Origin of the sequence: Dyadobacter arcticus (assembly GCF_011762185.1) — a bacterium.
In the GTDB taxonomy this organism is placed as follows: Bacteria; Bacteroidota; Bacteroidia; order Cytophagales; family Spirosomataceae; genus Dyadobacter; species Dyadobacter arcticus.
The window spans coordinates 642,872-665,870 of sequence record NZ_JAASQJ010000002.1 but is presented as its reverse complement, the minus strand read 5'-3'; the positions used below and the strand labels follow the sequence as shown (position 1 = coordinate 665,870).

General features: G+C 40.8%; 17 protein-coding genes. 16 read left to right on the top strand and 1 reads right to left on the bottom strand.

Going from position 1 to position 22,999, the window contains the following annotated elements:
* Window positions 1-211: 211 nt before the first annotated feature.
* The 3 genes from FHS68_RS10550 to FHS68_RS10540 all read left to right on the top strand — a co-directional run bounded on the left by FHS68_RS10550 (window position 212) and on the right by FHS68_RS10540 (window position 2,483).
* Window positions 212-1,045: an alpha/beta fold hydrolase gene (locus FHS68_RS10550; RefSeq protein WP_167269771.1), complete on the top strand. Its 834-nt coding sequence runs from the start codon at window positions 212-214 to the stop codon at window positions 1,043-1,045.
* 183 nt (window positions 1,046-1,228) lie between these two features.
* Window positions 1,229-1,822: a hypothetical protein gene (locus FHS68_RS26255; protein WP_208408280.1), complete on the top strand. Its 594-nt coding sequence runs from the start codon at window positions 1,229-1,231 to the stop codon at window positions 1,820-1,822.
* Between the two features lie 238 nt (window positions 1,823-2,060).
* Complete coding sequence (locus tag FHS68_RS10540) at window positions 2,061-2,483, top strand: RidA family protein (protein ID WP_167269770.1); 423 nt, start codon at window positions 2,061-2,063, stop codon at window positions 2,481-2,483.
* Between the two features lie 59 nt (window positions 2,484-2,542).
* Here FHS68_RS10540 and FHS68_RS26400 read toward each other — a convergent pair whose 3' ends face one another.
* A complete protein-coding gene (locus FHS68_RS26400; protein ID WP_167270897.1) occupies window positions 2,543-2,626 on the bottom strand; it encodes a hypothetical protein in 84 nt (27 codons plus the stop codon).
* Between the two features lie 418 nt (window positions 2,627-3,044).
* On the opposite strand from FHS68_RS26400, the gene FHS68_RS10530 reads away from it, so the two are divergent.
* The 13 genes from FHS68_RS10530 (at window position 3,045) to FHS68_RS10465 (ending at window position 22,989) form a co-directional block, all read left to right on the top strand.
* Entirely contained in the window at window positions 3,045-5,492 is a 2,448-nt protein-coding gene (locus FHS68_RS10530; protein ID WP_167269769.1) for an ABC transporter permease, read from the top strand.
* A gap of 261 nt (window positions 5,493-5,753) precedes the next feature.
* The gene (locus FHS68_RS26660) at window positions 5,754-5,957 is read left to right on the top strand and encodes a hypothetical protein (RefSeq protein ID WP_310588537.1); all 204 of its coding nucleotides are present in this window, start codon (window positions 5,754-5,756) and stop codon (window positions 5,955-5,957) included.
* Window positions 5,958-6,929: 972 nt separating this feature from the next.
* Entirely contained in the window at window positions 6,930-8,528 is a 1,599-nt protein-coding gene (locus FHS68_RS10515; protein ID WP_167269768.1) for a cysteine peptidase family C39 domain-containing protein, read from the top strand.
* A 110-nt stretch (window positions 8,529-8,638) separates the two neighbouring features.
* Window positions 8,639-9,511 (top strand): thiopeptide-type bacteriocin biosynthesis protein, encoded by an 873-nt coding sequence (locus tag FHS68_RS10510; RefSeq protein ID WP_167269767.1) that lies wholly within the window; start codon window positions 8,639-8,641, stop codon window positions 9,509-9,511.
* A gap of 5 nt (window positions 9,512-9,516) precedes the next feature.
* Window positions 9,517-10,866: a glycosyltransferase gene (locus tag FHS68_RS10505; RefSeq protein ID WP_167269766.1), complete on the top strand. Its 1,350-nt coding sequence runs from the start codon at window positions 9,517-9,519 to the stop codon at window positions 10,864-10,866.
* Window positions 10,867-10,888: 22 nt separating this feature from the next.
* The gene (locus FHS68_RS10500; RefSeq protein ID WP_208408278.1) at window positions 10,889-13,066 is read left to right on the top strand and encodes a peptidase domain-containing ABC transporter; all 2,178 of its coding nucleotides are present in this window, start codon (window positions 10,889-10,891) and stop codon (window positions 13,064-13,066) included.
* Between the two features lie 3 nt (window positions 13,067-13,069).
* The gene (locus tag FHS68_RS10495; RefSeq protein ID WP_167269765.1) at window positions 13,070-14,350 is read left to right on the top strand and encodes an HlyD family secretion protein; all 1,281 of its coding nucleotides are present in this window, start codon (window positions 13,070-13,072) and stop codon (window positions 14,348-14,350) included.
* 81 nt (window positions 14,351-14,431) lie between these two features.
* Window positions 14,432-14,698: a hypothetical protein gene (locus FHS68_RS10490; protein WP_167269764.1), complete on the top strand. Its 267-nt coding sequence runs from the start codon at window positions 14,432-14,434 to the stop codon at window positions 14,696-14,698.
* A gap of 198 nt (window positions 14,699-14,896) precedes the next feature.
* Window positions 14,897-16,267 (top strand): DUF2927 domain-containing protein, encoded by a 1,371-nt coding sequence (locus tag FHS68_RS10485; protein WP_167269763.1) that lies wholly within the window; start codon window positions 14,897-14,899, stop codon window positions 16,265-16,267.
* Window positions 16,264-17,439 (top strand): glycosyltransferase family 1 protein, encoded by a 1,176-nt coding sequence (locus tag FHS68_RS10480; RefSeq protein ID WP_167269762.1) that lies wholly within the window; start codon window positions 16,264-16,266, stop codon window positions 17,437-17,439. The genes FHS68_RS10485 and FHS68_RS10480 overlap by 4 nt, the downstream gene beginning before the upstream one ends.
* Window positions 17,440-17,444: 5 nt before the next feature.
* On the top strand, window positions 17,445-19,952 hold the full coding sequence (locus FHS68_RS10475; RefSeq protein WP_167269761.1) for a lantibiotic dehydratase: 2,508 nt from the start codon (window positions 17,445-17,447) through the stop codon (window positions 19,950-19,952).
* A 69-nt stretch (window positions 19,953-20,021) separates the two neighbouring features.
* Complete coding sequence (locus tag FHS68_RS10470) at window positions 20,022-21,902, top strand: glycosyltransferase family 2 protein (RefSeq protein WP_167269760.1); 1,881 nt, start codon at window positions 20,022-20,024, stop codon at window positions 21,900-21,902.
* A 622-nt stretch (window positions 21,903-22,524) separates the two neighbouring features.
* Entirely contained in the window at window positions 22,525-22,989 is a 465-nt protein-coding gene (locus FHS68_RS10465; protein ID WP_167269759.1) for a nuclear transport factor 2 family protein, read from the top strand.
* Window positions 22,990-22,999: the final 10 nt, after the last annotated feature.

Here is a 22,999-nt window from a genome sequence, read left to right as displayed (position 1 = left end):
TCATCGTGCAATTGAAATAGCCCAATAAGAATCTAATTATACAAATTAAAAATCCTTACCATGAGGTGGATGCATGTCTACTTTTTGAAAAAAATATGGCGGTTGTATGAAAAGGATCGCTAAATTTATTTGGATTGTAATAATCATTATGTTTACAGGAGGAATGGCTTATTTGGGTAAACGATTTGTTTTGAATCAACATAGAGGTGATATGCAAACGGTAATTTCAAAAGACGGAACACAAATAGCGTATGAAAAATTAGGAAAGGGTCCTGCTGTTGTTTTAATAGTTGGGGCATTAGCTTCGCGTTCGGATCACGCCAAGCTTGTTCAACTTTTATCCCCTGACTTTACCGTATACAATTATGACCGTCGGGGTCGTGGCGATAGCGGCGACAATAGGCCGTATTCAGTGGAGCGTGAGGTCGAAGACATAGAAGCCCTTATCGATGAGGCTGGTGGTTCGGCCAATGTATATGGCATTTCTTCGGGGGCATGCCTTGCGCTGGAAGCGACAGCCGCGCTTGGCGACAAGGTGAAAAACCTGGCAGTCTACGAACCACCCTATGATGAAGCGGAAGGCGAGGCAGAAAAATGGAAAGAGTACAGTTTGAAATTGGATCAGCTCCTTGCTGCAGATCGCCGCAGTGATGCTGTCGAATTTCATATGAAGTTCGTTGGCGCATCAGGCATAGCCATACTAGCGATGAAAGTGTTGCCCGGGTGGCAGGGTATGAAAGCGTTAGCACCAACAATTGCCTACGATGTAAAAGTTGTTGGTGAAAATCGTTCAGTACCTGTCGAGCGAGTAGCCCGAATAAAGGCGAACACACTTGTGATGGACGGCGGTGCTAGTATAGAATCTATGCCATTTATGCGCGCCACAGCAGATAAGCTTGCCAAAACAATCCCAAATGCGCAGCGTCGTACGATTGAAGGTGAGGGCCATAATGTGGGTGAAAAAGTACTTGCTCCGGTAATCCGGGAGTTCTTCCATGAAGAAAATCAGCCCGCATCCTATACGGGTTCCATCCTGCCGCAGTAAGCCACAATCCCCAATGCTTCGACCACCAGCCAAAAATAAATGAACAAGTTTTCTACCGATAAATCTTAATGATCCTAGCATACCGCTAAGCGCGGTATGCTAATGCGTGTGCTGATTTTTGAATGCATTTACGCGATCAAAGTTCATTTTAATAGTTAAATTAAAAAGTACTAAAAGCCGTATATGAAATCTGTGATGATCGCTTTATTGCTTCTTATTTGCAAGGCTTCAACTGCCCAACAAAATAATGAATTACCTGTACCCAAATTATTTTTCGATTCTGCAGGAGAATTGATCATTTCCCCTTCTTCCACGTCATCAAAAAATGATTTTGATTTTTTTATTGGAAAGTGGAACCTTAAGAACAGAATATTAAAAAAGAATGAGAACAACAGTGTTACATGGAACGAGTTTGAGGCTACTCAGGAAATGCACGTTATACTCAATGGACTTGGCAACATCGATAATTATTTGGCGGAGCGCAACGGGAAACCTTTTGAGGGTATGACTCTTCGCTTATTCAATCCTCAAACCAAATTATGGAGCATCTATTGGGCGGATTCTAATTATGGCACTTTAGGGTTGCCTCCTGTAATTGGGTCCTTTGAAAACAAAGTGGGTCATTTTTTTTCAAAGGATCTCTCTGATGGTAAAGTCTTGATTACTGTTTATCGCTGGGATGCACGAGATGTTGACCAACCGGTATGGAGCCAGGCGACATCGGAGGACTATGGAAATACATGGGAATGGAATTGGTTTATGTACATGCGCAGATAAGTTAATAAAGCATAGCTTACCTCAATGAGGCCTTTCGAACAGTGGGTAAAATCTTGATCGTAAACTTTTCTTTAGTGCCTATTGGCGATACGTGAAGAGAGAGCAAACGATCCTCTTTGCACACTTCAATAATTTAAAATAAACTTTCATGAAAAAAGATAATGTCGGAATATCAATTGCATCCTTGATATTTTTTTTAACAGTGGGTTGCAGCAAAAATCAAAAACAACAAAACGATATGGAAAAACACACAAAGAGTGAAGTAACTTATCTTAGTCCGGATGGATTATTTAAAAATCCGGCTTATTCCCAGCTGGTCATTACGAAGGGTCCCTTCACAACCATTTATGTTGGTGGACAAAATGCTACCGACAAGGAAGGAAAAGTGGTAGGGAAAGGCGACCTCAAAGCTCAGGCCGCACAGACATTGAACAACATCAAGATCGCACTGGAAGCAGGCGGAGCATCGCTAACGAATGTGATCAAATGGAACGTCTACATCATTGAGGGGCAGGATGCCAAGGTAGCCTTTCAAGCACTTCAGGAAGACCTGAAAAAAATGAGTCACCCGCCAATCATTACCGGTGTATTTGTAGCTGCATTGGCACAGCCCGATTTCTTACTGGAGATGGATGCAGTAGCAGTGGTCCCTGAACAATAAAAATCACCACCGGCAACACTCCGGAAAAATTGAGGAGCGTGGAGTTGCAGAAAATCGTCCTAAAACATATGAACCATTCCAAACCCGGTTGTAGTATCAAGTAGTGTAAGAGGGGATTGTTGATGGAGTTCTGATAAGGGAATTCTTAACCATCGGGATACTTAATGAGCTGGAACCTCGAAAGTGAAGCTTTTGGTGTACACTCGACAGGTATTATGGATAATGGTGGGTGACGGCATTTCAAATACCTTTTAGTGATTATTCCGGTTATCTCACACCTATCCATTCCGATTGGGCATTTCATGGTAACAGAGACAAGGTTGCGGTTGTGTCTAATGTTCCGATTCCGGCGAGCACGGTAGATTAGATGTAATTGTTCTGGAATATTATCCAAAACAAGCATTTAAATGGCTCAAACACTGTCCGCCCTAGGGGAATGCTGTTCGCTTTTGAACACTGATGAAGTCTATAATCTGGCTCTAACCGTTTTAAAAGCAGATTTCACATACTGGCATTGGGTTTTAGAGGATTGCTAATAACGGCAACCTTTTCAAAGCTGATATGATCCGGAACTATTTCAAAATCACGCTGCGCAATATGTGGAAAAGCAGAACTTTTTCACTAGTAAATCTGACGGGCCTCGTTACTGGCATTACTGCCTGCCTGCTGATCCTTCAATATGTGAATTTTGAGCTTAGTTTTGACCAATTTCATCAGGATGGATCGCGCATATACCGTGTTGCAAACGATCGTTTTCAGAAAGGCAAGCTCGTGCAGCATGGCACGATTACTTATCCGGCGGTTGGGCAGGGAATGGTTGGTGATTTTAATGAAGTGGAGAGCGTGACGACCATGGGCAATGTGGGCACATTCAATCTTCAATTGGATAAGCGGATTTTTCAGGAAAAAGCAATTTATGCGGATGCGGAGTTCTTCTCAATGTTCAACTTTCCGCTGCTTGCGGGGGATGCACGAACGGCGCTTAAAGCGCCCCGATCCATCGTAATTTCAGAAAGCAATGCGAAAAAGATATTCAGGGTTTCTGGAGATTATGCAAGTCTAATCGGAAAGACATTAAAAGTGGACACAGATAGCGAGCCTTACCAGGTCACGGCCGTAATGAAAGATTTTCCGGCAGCTTCGCACCTGGAATTCGGCGCTTTAATGTCCTATGAAACGTTATCCAAAACCTGGGGCGAATGGGTGAGAACCAGCTGGCAGAATTCGGACATGTGGCATTACATTAAGCTTCGGCCCGGTGCAGATGTGGCTGCATTCGAACGCAAACTTCCGGCTTTTAGCCAGCGGCATTTTAAGGGAGATAAAATTTCAGGAAGTGTTGAAAAATTCAGTTTGCAGCCGCTCCACCGCGCACATCTCTTCTCGGATTACGAATATGAGATCGGCAAGGTTAACAATGGAAAGGCAGTCTGGACGCTGCTGATCATTGCTGCTTTTATTTTGGTCATCGCCTGGATCAATTACATTAACCTTTCCACGGCCCGCTCCCTAGAACGTGCTCGTGAAGTAGGGGTTCGCAAGGTCGCGGGTGCAACTTCCGGGCAGCTCATCTGGCAATTTATGTCCGAATCCATCATCCTTAACCTTATTGCTGGGGTGCTGGCCGTGGTGTTGACGATGCTCTTGCAGCCCACATTGAACGAGCTTATGGGAAAACCTTTGTCGTTGTCTTTGCTAATGGGGGCAGGATTTGGCGGCTATTATTTGCCCGTTATTCTCGCAGGCGTATTTGTGACCGGCATTTTGCTTTCAGGTTTTTATCCTGCCTTTGCATTATCAGGCTTTAAGGCGATCCAGGTTTTGAAAGGTACATTCAAAAGATCATCACAGGGCATTTGGGTGCGCCAGTCGCTGGTGGTTTTTCAATACACAGCATCCATCATTTTGATTATCGGGACATTCATTATTTTCCGGCAGCTGAAATTTATGCGAGAAGAAAAGCTGGGTTTTAATATGGACCAGGTTTTGGTAATCCGCGGACCCGAGCTTACACTTTGGGATTCAACCGCAATTGATCGGCTCAATGCATTCAAAACCGAGCTGGAACGCATTCCTGCTGTGCAGCAGGCGAGCGCATCCGGTAATATTTTTGGTAATCGCCTGGGGCGCAGCTTTAACATCAAACGTGTGGGTTCCAATGAAGAGAAAGGCGTGACATTCAGCTCAATGGCCGTTGACCTCGATTTTTTTGATACTTATAAAATAAAGAAACTCGCAGGCCGCAAGTTCCTGGCAACGGATTCAAATGTTGACGGCGGCAAAGTAAAAAACACGATCCTCAATCTGGCTGCTGCCAAGCTGCTCGGTTTTAACAGCGCAGCGGAAGCGATTAATCAAAAGTATGTTGTGAACGGCAGGGAGTGGGAAATCGTGGGTGTTGTCAGCGACTTTCATCAGCAATCGCTCAAACATGCCATCGAGCCGATCGTTTTTGCTCCGTTTTATTCCATGGCTGGATTTTTCTCCATGAAAATGAATGCGCCTGAGGCAGAAGCGACAATTCAACAAGTCAAACAGAAATACGACGCCTTTTTTCCTGGAAATAATTTCAACTATTTTTTCATGGATCAAAAGTTCAACGAGCAATATAAAGACGACCATATTTTTGGGCAAATTTCTACATTCTTCTCAATGCTAGCTGTAATGATCGCTTCGCTTGGAATATTTGGCTTGTCGTCTTACACCATTGCCCAGCGCACCAAGGAAATTGGGGTTCGCAAGGTGCTGGGAGCAACGGTTGGCAGCATTGTGGCAATGCTGTCGCAGGATTTTATCAAACTGGTGCTGATTGCAATTGTAATTGGCTCGCCCATGGCGTGGTACGCAACACAGCTTTGGCTGGACGATTTTGCTTACAGGATTGATATTGAATGGTGGATGTTCGCAGTGGCCGGCATTGTCGCCATTGCCTTGGCTCTTGTCACCGTCAGCTCGCAAGCCATCAAGGCTGCGTTGACTAACCCGGCACAAACCTTAAAATCAGAATAAGAACAAGTAAAGAAAAATATTATGCTAGAGGTGCCAGCAGCTTTCCCTGACAGCATATTATTTCATAATAAAATTTAACGGATGAGCGACCAACATTTGTAAGAAACTTGAAATACGTAAAAAGCATTTGGCCATGTTGGCAAATGTTATCCGGGAGCATTGGCCAAGAAATGAATCCTTCAAGCATGATCTGATCAAGATCCTCCCAAAATTTTTCTACAAACGTACCGCCCCTTATTAAGTGACCTGCGGATTGCTAATGTGTTCAAAGCCGGACTCCAACCGTCCGATTTCGAGTATTTTTCACTATTCAATTTGAGAGAGTTTGAGGAAATTGTACTGCTGGCCGTCGCCGCCTTGTCGACCAATGCATACACAATAACCATAGCCGAAGACCTAGAAAGTGAAACAGGCAATGTTGTAACTACCGGCGCCGTCCATGCAGCAATGCAGCGCCTTGAATGAAATGGTTACCTGCGCTCGGTCTGGGGTGAGGCGACTGCGGAAAGGGGCGGACGCAGAAAGCGCATTTACTCCGTGACGGCTTTGGATGGGCGAATTTTCGAAGAGTCGCGTGCTGTGCGTAACCGGTTTTGGGACCGTATCCTGCCCGGCTCTGCGCTCGGAATGGAACTGATCGCTTAAAATATCTCAGATGAAATCGAAACCCAAATTTACAGATCAGAAATCTGACCAGCCACCACGTTAAAAGAGTTTTTCAATAGATTTATTACTCTATCACTTAAAGCTAAGAGCGTATTTTGGTTATTGAGTTGAAAGCAGTTGAATTTGAACCGGAGTTCGTAGGTAAACTGAATTTCTATTTTGAACCTTTATTGGGAAAAAGTAAAGTCTGGCTAAACATTTTGTTATTTTTCTAAAATAATATCCAAGCCAATTTATATTAAAATTCTGCCAATTTGTGGACACAAATATTGTTGGAACAATAAATAAGTTGATGATAAGCCCAGGTTTAATTCTCTTTCAATATCTTCCGGAAACGTTTATATACGTTTCCGCTATTTTTATGCTTTTTCTCCCCCAATCGAGTTCATATTTTATTCGAATTTTCGACACGATAGTTTAATTTCGACACTTTATTTAATGTAGAATCAATAATTTGCTATCTGCTCATACAAGGAGTATGGGGCGAATTTCGAATAAATTCTACCTTTTTTTCTAATTCATACCGAAAAAACTAGGATTATTCGATCAGAAAATTTAGGTTTACCCAGGTTTATTTATCAGGCGAATGGATGGGGCAATTAAATCTGCGGGTTTAATTGATACGAGGGGGCGGTCATAAAGAATGATAAAATTTTTCGGGAATCTGATTAAATGGTGGTTATCAAACCACCGCTCTCTTGCTAAAATCATCATCAACTAAAAGCTAACAAGATTGAATTTCAATCTTGTTAGTTCACTCATCGTATCGGTATGAAACTTAACTCAGTTGAGCGAAATGCGCTGGAAACGGTTCAAAGATCCTGCAAGATTGCCAATATCAAAATTACAAAATCGGGCCTACAGGATAAGTTACTTCAACATCCTCATTTTCCTTCAATGCAAGCATTGAAAGATACTTTCACTTCTTTTAATGTACCCAACCTTGCAGTTAGAATAGAGCCTTTATTACTTGAAAAGATTGCTACTCCACTTATTGTATATATGGATAGCAGCCTCGGATACGGGACTGTAGAGAAAGTTGAAAGTGGTTTTGTGGAATGGTTTCACAATGATCTTGGTGCTTTTCGAGAGCATATATCTGACTTTTCCAGAAAATGGCAGGGTGTATCATTGGTGATCGAACCAAATAGATTATCAGGAGATGCACACTATAAAAAAAATAGATTTCTTGAAATTTACGGAAAATTGAGAAAGCCATTTGGATGGACAGCGGCTGCGTTACTGCTCGCGACATGGTTAATTGCCGATCAACGAATTACCTCATGGACATTTGATCTACTTTTAATGATACAAATTGCCGGCGTATTACTTAGCGTCAGACTTATTCAAATTTCAATGGATAAGTACGATAGTTTTTGGAGGAAAGGCAGGGATTTGAACTTTCCAACTGCTACCGAAGCCATTCTTCGATCGGAATTGGCCAAGACATCGATTGGTATCAACTGGCCCGAGCTTAGTCTTTTGTGTTTTTCGGGAAGCTTTTTGTTCTTAATTATTTCCAATCAGATTGACCACGTAATCGGGCCTCTGAAGTTACTGAACTATTTTGCCATCGCTTCTACTTTCTGGCTTGTTTATGTCCAATTTAAATTGAAATCATGGAGCTTGCTTTGTGTGATAATATTGTCCCTTATCTGGATTGAGTTTCTTATATTTTTTAATTGGACTATAATTCTATTTTCGAATTGGAATGATATAAAAGGATTTGTTATTTCTTTTTTTATTCCAATAATTGTCTGGATGTTTGTAAAGCGACCTATACAAAGTGTATCGTTGGCGCAGGGGCATTACTATACAATTAAAAAAATGATGTATGATCCGATATACCTGCAAAGTATTCGGTCGGATAGAAAAAACCTTCCGTCCTTTTTTACCGGGATGAATGGAATTACGATTGGAAAACCCAGCGCCGACGATTGTATTACACTTGTTTTAAATCCAATCTGTTACATGTGCCGTAATGCATATTTTCAGACGCAAAAATTAGTTTCAGAAAATCCGGGTATTAAATGTGAGATTATTCTGGCCGTGTCACCAAATTCGCAATCAATTGACAATATTGTTACATACACGATATTGGGCTCCGAATCGGGTGAGGAGGCCAATGTGTTGGACGATTGGTATAGATGTATGCCTGTTAAATTAGAAGATTGGCGGGCGACGCGAAGGTTTGATCTTGCAAGAGGGTTGGACCAACTGACACACCATTTGCGATGGTATGAGCTGGCGGGATTGAAATCAGAATTGCCGGTAACGATTTTAAATGGAGCTGAGTTACCCGCTATTTACAATGCATCCGATATTAAAAGAATATTAAGTATCCGCTTTGATAAAGAATATACCAGTTAGCAGTGCTGCTTATTCTTCCTAATTTTAGTCGCAATTTGACTACAAAAGTTACCCCAAACACCCCTCTCTTCAGTCATACTTAATTTCCGGTGAAGCTTAAAGCAAGCGAAATGAGAAATGATTGGATTTCTGTGTACGTATATAGCGATCTCAAATTTGAGCGGGTCATTGTAAACCTGATCAATGTGATTGTATGTGACCTTTCTAATCTGAAGTATTTGAAATCGTATTTCTTTATACGGTACTGGGAGGGTGGGGAACATCTGAGATTAAGGGTATTGGCAAATCATGGGGGTGATGTTTTGGCTGTCGGGAATATGATTGAAGAGCAGGCAACAAACTACTTCAACGCTCAAAATGACTGCCAGGCATATCGAATAGAGTTTGTTCCGTATGAAAGGGAAATTGCTCGGTACGCCGGGGAAAATGGAATGAAATTGTCGGAAGTTCTTTTTGGATACTCCTCTCAAACCGTTATCAGCATCATTAAAGAATATTGTTCTGTCTGGAACAACGGGCTTGCTATGGCCTTTGCCATAAAAATGCACGTGATATTTTTGACAGTAGTGGTCACAGAAAACGCGGCGATAGCAGCCGTTTTGAAAGGGATTTTCGAAAACTGGCTGATGCATTCGGTAAAGCAGGATGAAGTTAGCCTGCCTTCATCCGGAAACATAGACAAGGTCAAAAATGCATTTGAAAAGACGTTTTTAGATCAAAGGAGTAAAGTTTTGGAGATTGTTAAAAGTGTGTATAACAATGACCGGGTGGCGGAGAATAGGGAGTGGGAGGGTAGGTGGTTGCAGTGTTGCCGACATATCAGTAGTGAGATGAATACCGAAGATGGGGGCAGTCGCATGCATTTAGCTACTTTTTGTGACAATCATATCCACATGACAAACAATCGATTGGGGGTGTATTTGCGGGACGAATCATTTATTGCATTTATGTTGTACAGGATATTTAGCGAAGAAGAGTTTTAAATTCTATGTCAAAAAAAACTGCTCTTTTTATTCCATCACCGATTCGAAGCCATGTTTTGCCTTCGTTTTATCTGGCAGAATTACTTTCGGAGGAATATGATATTGTGTATGCGGTTGGAAATCATATTTTGGAAGAACTATGTATTGAAAATGGGTTTAAATGTTTTACGATAGGCGGATTTAAAATAGGCCTGGGAATGGAGGAGCGTTATATCAGGGAAAAATATGGTAAAACCAGTTTTACACGGTTATTCATGGCCTATTTCTCAAATGAATTGTATAGTCTAAGGAAAGATATTTACGACCGAATAGTTCAGGATTGGAAACCTGATCTGGTAATACTTGACGTTTTCACGAGCACAGAATTTTTTATTCTGAATCAGTACAGTGGGTTAAAGATTGCATTTTTTAATCCAATGCCCTCTATATATAATGTGGATGAAGATCCGACAGTACTAGCAAATGCGCCCATCGAAAACAAGCCGAAATCATCAAAAATTTCAAAAACAAATTTACTGAGTTGGTTTACCGGGGCCAGGAAATATATCATGCGATTGGCTGGTAATTTTCAATATGATGATTTGATAAAAAAGAGCGGGATAGCGGGCAGTGATACACTTATTAGGAGCAAATTTACACTTTTGTTTAAGGATATTCCTGAGATAATCCTGGTGCCTGAGGAGTTTGAATTCAGGCTGGGTGGTGCAAAGCATTACCAATTTTATTTGGGTTTGTGTCAGCGCGAAGGCCGTGTAGACACTGAATTGGACGCTTTATTTAGTGAAGCGTGGCCCGATATATTGAAGCGAAAAGACAACGGAGAGCGGATCATCTATTGCAGTTTTGGGACATTTTTTGAAGGTGCCGATCGAAGTCTGCTCAATTTTGTCAAATTACTCTCGATCGCACTGAAAGGTTTTGAAAATACACATTTGGTTTGTTCAGTCAATAAATATGTTATCGGGGCTTTAAAGAGTGAGGGGTTTGATTCAGATCGTGTATCACTTTTTTCGAGAGTTCCTCAACCTACTGTGTTACAGAACGCTACTGCTTTTATTACACATGGCGGTATGGGAGGTATTAAGGAAAGCATATTTTATCAAGTCCCGATGCTGGTATTTCCTTTGGACTTTTCTTACGACCAAAACGATAATGCATTGAAAGTGGAATATCACCAATTAGGCATACGCGGGGTTTTTCAGTATGAGCGTGTGGATGGAATAAAAAAGAAATTGAAAGAAATTCTGGAAAATAAAACGTACAGGGAGTCATTGCGAAAATTTAAAGCGGTTACCGACATAAGATATTCAAGGGAGAATGTGCGGCATTTATTAAAAGAGAATTTTAGTATTTAGTATTCATTTAAAAGTAATACCTGTGAATATTGGTGGATTTCCATTCTTTAAGCAACTGGATGCAATGGATTGTGGTCCGGCATGCTTAAAGATCATATGTAAACATTACGGTAAGAACTTTTCAATGAAATTCTTACGTGATAAATGTAATATAGCCAGGGAGGGAGTTTCTCTGAAAGATATCAGCAGGGTTGCTGACGAAATCGGGCTGCGGTCTTTACCAATTAAAATGTCTTTGAACGATCTGGTTGGGAAGATCCAGCTTCCATGTGTTATACATTGGCATTATTCTCACTTTGTTGTGGTGTATAAGATCCGGAAGGATGTGTTTTTCTTATCCGATCCACAGGTCGGGCTGGTAAAATATAAAAGAAGTGAATTTGATGAATTTTGGAGAGGCAGACAAGAGAAAGGCGTAGTGTTGGTATTGGAACCAAGTCCACAACTGTATCAACAGGACGATGTAAAGGTTAGCAGAAATATTTATAGGTATGTGGATTACATCAGGCCGTACAAGAATTTTATTGGTCAGGTTTTGATCGGAATGCTGACTGGAATTGCTGTAAGTCTTGTTTTTCCTTTTATCACACAGTCAATTGTAGATATTGGAATTGAGACAAAAGACTTTGATTTTATTAATGTTCTTTTGATTGCCACTCTGGTACTGACACTCAGCTCCATTATTTCCAATTATATTCAAAGCCGGATCATTTTGTATGTTGCTGATAGGGTTAATATTAGTATGGTGTCGGACTTTCTCAGGAAATTGCTGCAATTACCGGTAACGTTTTTTGATAGAAAGATGACAAGTGATATTCTGAACAGAATCCGTGATCATGACCGGATCCAAGGTTTTATCATGAGCGCTTTCCTGGGTATTATTGTTTCGACATTAAGCTTTATCGTATACGCGGCAATTTTGTCATACTATGATATTAAACTGTTTTTTTTATTTCTTGGCGGGACATTCTTATACGTAATCTGGATCTTCCTATTTCTTGGAGCCAGAAGGAGGCTGGACCTTCGCTTGTTTGATGCGAATACGGTAAATCAGAACGACATCATTCAAATAATAGATAGTAGCACGGAAATAAAAATAAATAACCTGCATCAAAAGAAGCGATGGGATTGGGAGAAGAGCAGGGTTGAGATTTCAAATCTGAGTTTGAAATTATTGAATTTGTCGCAGACACAACAGTTTGGAACAACGGTTATTGACCGGGTTAAGAATGTTCTGATCACATTTTTTGCGGCGAAATCGGTTGTGGCTGGTGAAATGACCATTGGTATGATGCTGTCCGCGCAATACATCATTGGCCAGATGAACGGGCCTGTCGGTCAGATCATTGGATTGGTGCAATCCTACCAGGATGCAAATATCAGTTTGGAAAGGGTAAATGAGGTTGTCGAAGAAGAGAAGGAGGAAACGATTCATACTGGCGTGGAGTCTGCAATTCCCCTGAACAGGACGATCAAAATCACGGATCTTTCATTCAAATATCATGAAAGTACGCCACTCGTATTAAAAAAAATTAACCTGGAAATAGAAGAGGGTAAAATGACTGCACTTGTGGGCCAAAGTGGCAGCGGAAAGACGACCCTGATGAAATTGCTTTTGAGATTATATGAAAATTATGAAGGTGATATTTTGATTGGAGATACGGCCCTGACATCCATTAATCTTGACAACTGGCGGCAAAAGTGCGGGGCGGTTTTACAGGACGGAAAGATTTTCAATGATACGATATTGCTCAACATCGTCCTCGAACCAGATGATGTCGATCAGGAAAGGCTAAGATCGGTGATCGACATTGCGAATTTGAGGGAGTTCATTAGTGAAACTACATTAAAGTTATATACGCCAATTGGTAATGGTGGCTTTGGTATCAGCGGGGGGCAAAAGCAGCGCATACTAATTGCGCGCGCACTTTATAAGGACCCTGATTTTTTATTCTTTGACGAAGCAACGAATTCATTAGATGCGAAGAACGAAAGAGAAATTACCAACAATTTCGAGCGCGTTTTAAAAGGAAAGACAAGTGTGATCATTGCACACCGGTTGAGTACGGTGAAAAGCGCCGATAAGATTGTTGTGTTAGACAAGGGTGAAATTGTGGAAGTTGGAAACCACTCCGAACTTCTGGCGATGAAAGGGTACTATTTTAATTTGGTTAGCAATCAAATAGAGCTTGACAGTTGAAATATGAATCTGGAAGATTTTGACTTAAGGGACGAGTTTTACGGCGAGGTGTACATGATGAAGCCAAGCTGGTGGATGCGATGGGGCGTTACCGTTTTTCTTGGGATATTTCTTCTGCTGTTCGTTCTGGCGTACATTGTCAGGTATCCGGATATTATTAAATGTGAGATCAAAATTTCAACAAATAAGCCGAGCATTACTTTTCAACCTCCCGAGGAGGCGGAGATCCAGAAGATATTGGTCCGCAACAATGCACCGGTGAAAGAAAATATGAATCTTTTGGTTTTTCGGAATGGTGCAAATTACCAGGATGTCCTTACGCTTGACAGGGAATTGAAGAATTTCTCTTTTAATGACAATAGATTAACCGCTTTTTTCGAGAAATATGTGGGATCGAATATGCAATTGGGTGAGACAATTGAGAATGAGTGGACATCTTTTTCCAATGAGCTTTTATTGTATTATAAAATTCGGAAAATGAATTCTTTTCAATCGCAGATTCAATATCTGGATGATGAGCTGGATGGGTTGAAAAGATTGCAAAGTCATTATTCTACATTAACTAAAATTGACGATAAGCAACATGAGATCAATGAAGAGAAAATGAAAATTGATTCGATTTTGTCCAGTCAAAAAGTTTTGAGCCGGGTTGACAATTATACCAACCGACAAAATTACTATAATAAGCTATCGGAATTGAAGCAGAATGAAATACAGGTTACCAGAATCGGGGCGGATATTGTAAAACTCACAAATACAAGGAAAAGTCTGATGAGCGATGAGAGGCAAAGCCTGCTGACACAATCTGTTTCCATCCGAACATCACTAGGCCGCTTGCATGCAGCGATCGAAGCCTGGAAGAAGCTCTATTTGTTTGTTGCACCGCTTCATGGCAAAGTTCATTTTTTGCAAAATCTAGAAGAGGGAAATAAATTTTCAGGAAAGTTGCTAACAGTGCTTCCGGACAGTAGTTCACATTTTATTAAGGCAAATATATCTGTTGAGGGTGCGGGAAAGGTGAAATTAGGGCAGCGGGTTTTGATAAAATTGAACGATTATCCTTATAAAGAGTATGGCGTCATTGAGGGGACTTTATCAGAGTTTTCGCTGATTTCCGATGAGAAATTTTATGTAGGACGTATTGATATAAATTTCCGTGAAATCTCGAAGAATAGGATTGTAATTAAGGATAACATGAAAGGAATTGGGGAAATAATCACAAATGACAGAAGCCTTCTCGAAAGAGTATTTTCTAATATGCTATATGTATTCAATAAGAAATAAAAACATCAAAGATAATCATTGCCATATGGTCGATTCCGAAAAACCAAAAACGAGTAGGAATATTTCTTAATTTTACTTAATATGAAACTATCAATTGATGACTTAATGGTGGATAGCTATGCTATTCAACTTTGTGAGCGGGAGCTGACAGAAATTAAAGGTGGAACAACCATTCCTTGTGGCGTTTATGTCTTGGTTGGTACTGTTATAACAACCATTGGATACGTTTGGGGTAGTTATAATGGTAAATCTAAGACCCCTAAGAAGAAAGTGCAGAGTGTGTCTACTTATAAAAACAAATCGGGTGGGGATAGTACTGTCACTACGACAACTTACACCTACCAATAATTACTAAACAATTATATTGGATAGTAAATTGAACACGTCATCTTCAATTTCATGGCAATGATTAGTAAGGAGATGATCAATGTGCCTACTGATAAAGTAAAGTTTCTATCCGCCAAATTACGAATGGGTCCTTCTAACCTTAGCGGGGCCCATTTTGAAGTTTAACTGGAATTCTAGCAAAATAAATTTAGAGCCGTAATGCCAGAAAAGATCAGAATTATTTTCTTAATATTTATGACTTGTGCTATGGCGACATTGTTTTCGGCTTGCGGGAAAAAGAAAGGCCCGGAGATTAATGCTGATGAAATCCTAGGGTTAAAGGGCAGGTATGATATGGCTACCATCAATTATTTTTATGAAACTGTTTTTCATGAGGACTTTGAGAGCAAGAATCTTGATAATTTGTTGAAGTGGAATTCGGATCCTAAAATTGTTTTGGTTGGCAATCCGTCCGAAACAGAAATAGGTTATGTAAAAAATGTAATTGCGAGAATCAATAAATTGGACCTTCCGATTAAATGCACGCTGGAAATCAAAAGTGATGCAAATTCGATAGAAATTTTCTTTGGAAATGTTAAGGAGGTAGGAGCGTATCTGAAAGCGGATAGTCTTATTCAAAATGATGTCGATACCACCAGTCATTTTGGAATGGCACGCTCGGTCAGTTACGACGGCATTCTCAGCAAGGCATATGTCGGCATATACTATAATGGAAACGATACACTGCATTCGACGAGGGAGAATATTGTATTGGAGGAGATTGTACAATCACTGGGTGTAACCGGGGATAGCTATACTTATCCGGGCAGCTTATTTTTCCAAAACGATAATCCGGATAAATCCTTTACCAGACTTGATATGGCTGTCGTTTCGATGCTTTATGATCCGGCAATCCCGCTCAATTATCCCAGGGAATCCTTTGAGAAGGATTTTTCGGATGAACTTTATTCTATCAATACGAGTGAAAAGATCAAGAAGTTATTAGGTAGGTTTCCGGAGGATCTTTATACGAGTGGCGACTTGGAAGCTTGTTTTACCGGACAGGAATTGCTTAAGCACCCCAGGGAAATTTGGGTTAATCTATGCGGTTCAGTTCAAAATGAGGATTCGGTAATTGTTGAGAGAGCAATTGCATCAATCCATAAAATAGTCCCTGACTTGCATGTCAGATTAGCTCCGAAGAATGTTTCCGAACGCGATTATGGAATCGTTTTAAACCTCAAACATATGGATCAGCAAAAGGAAGCGATCCACAGGAATATTGAGGTTGTTAAGGGAGACGATTGCATGTTTCCGAAGCTGATCAAAAGCAGGGTAAGCCTGTCATTCAATGGCAGCGAGAAAAGCAAGAAATTCAGGCAACAGAGTATTGTGGATGCATTGTATTTTAGTCTGGTGCCCATTCCACAGAATCGGTTAGGAGGAAATAAGCTATTCGAAATTGGAGATAATACGGTCGAATTTAACAAACGTTACGCGGACTTGCTCCGGCTTATTTATTCAAATGAATTTGTCGACGGCCTGAAACTTGGCGATTTCAAAAATATAAAATCAACATTGACCAAATGAATATCTTATCGATACCAAGTCTGGTTGGTGGTCATTCGCATCTGATCCCGCTTTTTGTGATGCATCAGCGTTACTTTAAAAGGCTACCGTATGTTAATAATTTTTTTCTGGTGGGCGAGCAGAGCAGAGCTCTTTTGAGTAGCAGCGGGATTAATTGTGTTGATGCTAAATATGAAATCAGTCAGGATATGAGTGTGAGTGCAATGAGCGAAACTGTTTTCTCTGCCGAAAAAAAATCATTTGATCTGGTAAAGCCGGACATCATTTTGGAAGACAATTGTTTTACAAGCCCACTGATATCTGAGAAAAATGGCGTCCCACGAATTTCAATACACAGGACCGGTTTTTTCAGATCAATTGATAAAACGCAAAGAAGGCACCATCACTTTCATTCGGCGGAAAAGGGTGATGATGGAAGAAAAGGTAATGATCTGCTGGCATTTCTGCATGAAGGTTTGCAGCCGTCGGATACAATGCCTGATTTGAAACTTTTGAAGAAATACCTACATGCTAAAACCAAAGTTGTACCTGGAATCCCATCCATTGAATTGCTGCCGGATAACATTTCCAATAAGGAGTCCTATTTTTTCTCCGGGCCACTGATCGTTAAGGACAATGCTTCGGAGGCACTGATTTCGGAATTGAAGATTTTTTTCGATTCAAATAAGAATAGAAGGAAGGTATTCCTGACCCTCGGTCTGATTGACAATAGTGCGGTGGGTGTGTACATAGCTTATTTGCTGGCGCAGGGATATTGTGTTATTACGACTGTTCATTATGAAATTTTGAATGAAGCTGAGCAACAGCGACTTTTTCAAAACCGATTTTTACCACTCGATCTGGTGTCGTCCTCGGTCGATCTAATTATTCATCAATGCGGATCCGGAATTTATCATTATCCGATCCTTCATGAAAAGCCGGCAATTACATTGGGCACATTGTGTTATGACCGTGAAGATGTAGCGCTGGTATTACAAATGAGGGGCGTATCCAAGCATGTTCCGCATCCCAAGGACGATGACAGTCATTTGAATATATTTAAGGAATTTGTACGTCAATTTGAAGATGGAAATTTGTGCAATTTCGAGCAGCTCTCGGATCTGAAAAGTGAAGTTTGTCAGACTATGCTGGCTTTTGATATTGAGGAGGTTATTCAGCATACATTGAATTGATTTTTATGGCACCTACATTTCCTTTGCTATTTGGTCGGGAGGGTGGATTGGAAACTGATATACTTAAATTGTTGACTTTGGAAAATGGTGCGGCAGATCTGCATACGATCCGGTCGATGGAAAAGGTATATTCGAATTTGAAACAGAAGATTGTTGAAATCCTGTCTGGTCTGATAGGCATGGAATCGCGTGAGATGCACAGGAACAAATTGCTGACTTTCAAGAGAGATATTTATAACAATAGAAATTTATCGAAGTACAATAAAGTAACAGCTGAATACGAGACTTTGAGAAATGCTGTCGATGCATACATTTCTTTCTCTACCCGGATCGAAAAAGTAAAGGAGCAATTTGGAATTGCATTTGAAAGTCAATTGGAAACGGGTATCAGGACATTGCAGGACGCGCTGAGCCGACATGCATTAAGCAATGGAATTTTGTTTTCTTCGTGTATTTTACATGATGAATTGAAAAAAAATATCTTGCTGCGGGTCGGCATGAATAAAAGTGGCAGGAATCTCATCTTGACAGCAACAAAGTATCTAACCCGAAGCGCAACAAAGACAACTCCGTTTAGTAGCCTCAATGGGGTATTTGCAATGGAATTGATTGGAAGGAAATATAGGGGTATAGATTTCTCGGATCGGGAATCGAGGATCCAGATTTCAAATCTGGTGTATTTTCGCGCACGAGAAATGCTGCTTTCAAGTAAAAAGTTTATTGGACAGTTGGAAGTGACAGTTAACAAAGCTATTTTCCTTGGAAATGACAATGAAGAATATATTCATTTCTTTTTAAATACAAATAACAGTGAGTTCTTTAAGAAGGTAAAAAGAACGGAGGTGATTACCGAGATTCTGGAACTCGCCAAACTGCCAATAAGATACTCGGATTTTGTGGATCTGATTGCAGCCAGATTTTCACAAACGATTGAAACGGTGGATGAATACCTGACCGGGCTGGTGGATTTAGGAATTGTACACATTAAATTCCCGGTCGGATTGGATGATATGGAGTGGGTCTCTACCCTGATCAAATATATTGATTCCAGAAGACTAAATTTTGACGCGAATATCCTGGAAGTACGTGATTTTCTAAGAGATTTAAAGGCTGCGTCACTAAAAATAGAATCAACGTCAGATATCTCAAAGCGAAGGACTTACATAGAAGAGTGTTCCGTGAATCTTACCAATTCTTTAAATGCTGATCGGAGCCAGAATTATCTTAATGAGCTCGCTCGTTCCGGAAGCCTATTTTACGAGAACGTTTTCGCCAATGCTGACAGCGAATTGGAAGCTGAGGATGTTGAGTCGGTGCAAGGGAGAATACTTGAAGTTTTTTTTGTTCTCAATAATAATTTTCTAAAAAAACGAACCAGGCTTACCCTGTCGAAGTGCGTACAAGGAGTGGGAGGAAAGGTACCCTTGTTGAGAGCATATGAGGAATTCTATCTGGGTAATGGAAATCTGGCAGAAGCGGAAGGCACCGATTTTGACAGGCTTATTAAACTGGTTCACAATGTTACTGGTGCGCTCAATGAACACGGACCAGAAAGGCCGGTGGATATTTTTCAGTTCCTGGATAACGGGCAGATTTTTATTGATGATCATGTCAGGTTTGGCACATTTATTCAGACTGTTGACCCTCGATTTGAGGAGATTGTCATTAACTCCTTTTCGAACGGATTTGGATCTAATATTTCCAGATATCTTGGATTTTGCCCGCCACAGATCGTTGATAAATGTAGAAAATATATAGCGGATCTGAACCAACATTCGGTCATTGCGGATGTCAGGGATGCTTCAATCCATAATGCAAGTTCCTTCCCGGTTTTGTCGGATCACACCATGGATATTGCAGGTAATTGTAGTAATGAATTTGGTAATTTGATTCCTTTAAATGCTCTGTATTTATCGATTGGAGATCATGAGAATGTTATCATTTCTAATGAATATGGGGTAAAAGTTAACCCCGTTAATTTTTCAATGGAAGCATTGGCCAGGAGATCTAAGTTCACACAATTTCTGGAATTGTTTAATGATACGGAGCTTTTTGGATATAAGTATTTTTTACAACGGATAGGCGAGTTTTTGATCAGTGCTTCATTGGAAAAAAACGTGGTAGCCAGCCCCAGGGTTGTTTTCAAAAGTAAGGTTACCTTGAAACGGAGGCAGTGGCATATTAAAACGAAATTTCTGCTGGTATGGATCGGTGAATGTCATGGACTGGCCCATTTATTCTGCATGCGGATGAATGAATTTCTTTCCGCACATTCAATTCCGCGGGAGGTATTTGTGAAGTTTGGACAGATACCGAGGGCCGGTAGCGGGCATGGAGACGATCGGACCAAACCACAGTACATTGATTTCACGTCACCATTGCTGGTAATTCTTTTTATGAACATGCTCGGTAAAAGTGATCATGTAATTGAATTATCGGAGGTTTTTCCCAGCTTTAATTCGTATTATGACCAATCAAACGGTCGTGTGAAGGAGTATGTGATGAATTTCTAACGTGAATATGCGTTTAGTTTTTTGAAATTGACTGCTGTTTTATTTTATATATTTTAAAAAATGAATTGAATGGAAGCGCAACATATTTCGATTATTATTCCAGTATATAACCAGGCATCATTTATTCGCAGGGCGATCGTAAGTGTTAAAAAGCAGGATTTTTTGGATTGGGAAATCGTGGTGATCAACGATGGTTCAACGGACAACCTGGAATCAGTTCTAAGGGAATTCATGGATACGGATAGCCGGATCCGTTACTATGAGAATGAACGGAATGAGGGTATGGGTTATAGTCTTAATAAAGGCATTGAGCTGGCGAGCTATGATTACATTGCCTATTTGCCTGCCGATGATATTTTTTTCAAAAATCACTTGTCCTCGCTTTGTACTGCGCTGGACGAAAATCCCGATGCGGTACTGGCGTATTCGGGTCTACGTTACGAATATTATGACTCCATTCAGGCCAGCCTTGCAAAAACAACATTTGAGAAAATAGAAGATGGACCGCATTTCCAGCTGGTCCAGGTATTACACCGGAAGGTGGACGAGACGTGGGTTGAACGGGCCGAGTTAGTTACAGACGATCTGAATTTTATGTTCTGGGGACGCATAAAATCTTTTGGGCGGTTTGTGTCAACCAATCAGGTTTCGGCTGAATGGGTTTCGCATCCATTGCAGAGACATAAAATCATCAATGAGCTCGGTTCGTGGGGCGGAATTCATTGGTACAAACAATATTACAAGGTAAAACAACGCCTTCGGTTCAAATCTGCATCAGGTCATTTTATTAATGAATTCAATGACTTTAAAACCCTACAATATCTTCCTGTTGTCCGCTCATCCGGGTCTCTGAAGATTTTGCTGGTGGGCGAGCTGGCTTACAATGCGGAGCGGATTTGTGCACTGGAAGAGCAGGGACATCAACTATATGGTCTTTGGATCGGTCATCCATACTTTTTCAACGCAGTGGGGCCGCTGCCTTTTGGAAATGTGCAAGATATTCCGATGGACAATTGGGAGGCCCGTGTGAAGGAAATTCAGCCAGACATTATATATGCACAACTTAATTCCTACGCCGTACCGCTGGCCCATGAAGTGATGCAGAGAAATCTGGGGATACCATTTGTGTGGCATTTCAAAGAAGGTCCATTTGTGTGCCGGCAACAAGGATTGTGGGACAGGCTAATCGATCTTTTTCAAAATTCAGATGGTCAGATTTACATCAATGAGGAGAATAAAGTCTGGTTCGAACAATTTTTGGATAGTGAAAAAAGAAATTCATTCATATTGGACGGTGACCTGCCTTCAAGATTTTACTTTAAAGAAGAAAAAACCGAGCTTTTATCGGAGAAGGATGGGCAAATCCACACCGTCGTTTCGGGGCGACCATTCGGGATTGAGCCGAATGATGTAAAGGAAATGTCCAAACAAGATATTCATCTGCACATTTATGGGGATATCAGTCATAAAACCTACAAATTATGGCTCACTCAGGTGTTAAATCTGGCCCCTAAGCACGTTCATCTTTACCACAATTGTTCGCCTGCACAATGGACGAAAGTGCTATCGCAATACGACGCAGGCTGGCTGCACGTTTTTCAGAGCGCGAACCAGGGCGAGCTAATGAAAATGGATTGGATGGACCTGAATTTACCCGCGCGCCTGACGACACTGGCGACAGCTGGGCTGCCTATGATCCAGCGGGACAATAGCGGAAATATAGTTGCCAGTCAGAATATGATGAAGAAGTTTGATACAGGCGTGTTTTTCAAGGATTTCGAGGATTTGGGCCAGCAATTGCGGGACAAAGCAAGGCTGAGAAAGATTCGTGAAAATTGCTGGAACAACAGAATGTATTTTTCATTTGACTACCACGTAAAAGATTTGGTTGACTTTTTCAGGAAAACCATTGCAAAGAAAAGAGAGGAATCGAGCGTGGCTGTGTGGTAGGGGATAAGAGGCAAAAAAGCCTGTAATTTTTGGATTTGCAAGATTATTTGGTTTTTAAGTAATGGAGCGCATCACACCTAAGGAAAAATTGCTTTATTCGAAAACCACCTTTCTGTACGAAGGCGTGAAAATGGGATATTCGACCAGGATTTGTGCCTTTGTTGAGCAGCAAAGGCGTCTTGTGGTGGGCGTCTTTTAACAATGACGTTCGAATTAGAATTCCTTAGCTGATGATGGGTTAGCAGAAGCTCTGTACATCGAAATCTCGCGCTGAAGTCAAACCTAGATTATTGCCAGGCTGGGTGCCTGCGATGTGCTCTGCTCGTCGGTAAAATCTTAAGGATAAGTAAGGAAACTTAATTGTCAATTGAGAGTCTTTACTCATTTTCCGAAAAATCTTTCACCGTATTAAAAGGGGTGTAGTATACGATGATTTGACCTTTCATTTGAACTGTATCAGCGTGCTAAGTCACTATTTTATAATTCTAGAATGTCCTTTTCTTACCACCTGTCATTAGCAGAAACCGATGAAATTTGCCTCAGAATTTATTTCAGCATGAAGTCAGGTACTGAAAAATGAATTACTAGTTTCAGTAAACTCTTAATTTTTGTAAACAAGAACATGGCAAAAACCCTATTTTTTGGACTATTCTCATCAATCAGTTTGTTCACACCGGGGCAGGGCAACAAAGCAAACAAGGACCTGATAAACTTCTTCATTCAACTTGATGATCAACATAACCGGGCTATGGAGCAGAAAGATTCAGCCACATTTGCCTACCTGTTTGCTGATAAGTATATCAATTGTACTCCAAATGGGGAAATCAATGACAAGCAAGCCGAAATCAGTACGCTGATCCATGGCTCCTGGAAATCTGTTGAGCGGGTCGCATCCCAATTTGATATTTTCGCTTTTTCCGATGTTCTAACTTCATTGACATTGACGAAGAAAATCAGAATAGACTCGCCTTCCGGAGAAAATGTTTTATATGTTCGTAGGACCACCGTCTATCAGAAAATAGATTGCCGATGGCAAGCTATCGCTGGGCAGGGAACTATTGTGTCGCCTAGATATGTGGAGAATTAAAAAATGTATT